General features: G+C 49.5%; 1 protein-coding gene and 1 pseudogene. Both read right to left on the bottom strand.

The window, feature by feature from the left end:
• Window positions 1–14 precede the first annotated feature (14 nt).
• Entirely contained in the window at window positions 15–611 is a 597-nt protein-coding gene (locus IDH41_RS31105; protein WP_190868230.1) for a hypothetical protein, read from the bottom strand.
• A pseudogene (locus IDH41_RS31100) lies at window positions 580–1,059 on the bottom strand (hypothetical protein); the annotation flags it as partial. The pseudogene IDH41_RS31100 and the gene IDH41_RS31105, both read right to left, overlap by 32 nt.

The following is a 1,059-nucleotide window of genomic DNA, read 5'->3' as shown; positions in this document are numbered from 1 at the left end:
CTACGACGGCACAATCAACGAACAACTGTAACTTGATCCCACTGAGCCTCTAATTGCTGCAGAAAAGTGAGTGGATTGCGATTAAACCGTCTGCGTTGAACGCTTTCGGATAGACGTTCACTCCAACGTGCTTTGCGCTGCGCATATGTTTCATAGCTTACAGTTCGCAGACGAGAGATGACATGTTTTTGACGAAGTGCATCATCTACAAGCACAATCATTTCTCCGTTTCGAATGATGTAGGTGTTCCAGTTACGGAGACCTGTGATTCGGCGATGACAAGCTTTCGTTCGTCGAAAAAATTGTTCCAGGTCGTTGTTCGTGCGAGGGACGAAATAATGATCGTAACAGGTAAACAGCCCTTTCCAGAACCCACGGGAATCGTTGGTCACATTGTGGACCATGACAGAATCGTCTTCTTCCGTGTAGGTCTGTTTGAGCCAGTTCAATACTTGGGTCATTTCCCATTCAACGGTTTCGCTAGTCTTGTCTTCGTCTGGTTCCAAGGCTGCCGCAATATGGGCAACAGGCTTCGCCCAGCGGACTACGGATTCATAACGCGAGGCCTGATCTCCGAGTTTACTGAAAATTCTGACCAGACTCTGGAGCAAATGAGGCTCTTTTTTTAGTCAAGCATCGCGCAAGCGACGCCTGTATGGCTTGGGCACGTTCGTAGATCATCATGCCAGGTAGATGAAGGGGCGGTTCACCATCTTCCAGAAGCAATGCGCGGACAGCGGACACATATCCCTTCGCCACCTGCGCTTCCGCGAGCACGGTTGTTTCCGCCGTGGGAGAGACATCCACGTTTGCTTGCGAAGCGTTCATTGCCTTTTTCTCAGCCTGCTCGATTTTTCGCTCTACATCCCGCAAGCCGCGCATGCTCTTTTTCAGTTCCATTTTGAGCTTTCGATCCGCATCCACGACAGGCTTCGCGATATCTTTCAAATAATGGTACTGGCAGTACTGATACGGAACATCAGGCAAGAGTGACTCGAAAGCCTGTCGGATGGAAACCTGTCCGTCGCTTACAATACCTACGATAGGATATCCCATTTC

Source organism: Paenibacillus arenilitoris (assembly GCF_014705655.1).
GTDB classification, from domain to species: Bacteria; Bacillota; Bacilli; order Paenibacillales; family Paenibacillaceae; genus Pristimantibacillus; species Pristimantibacillus arenilitoris.
Note: the sequence above shows the minus strand (reverse complement) of the source record. Positions and strands in the feature narration are given on the sequence as shown.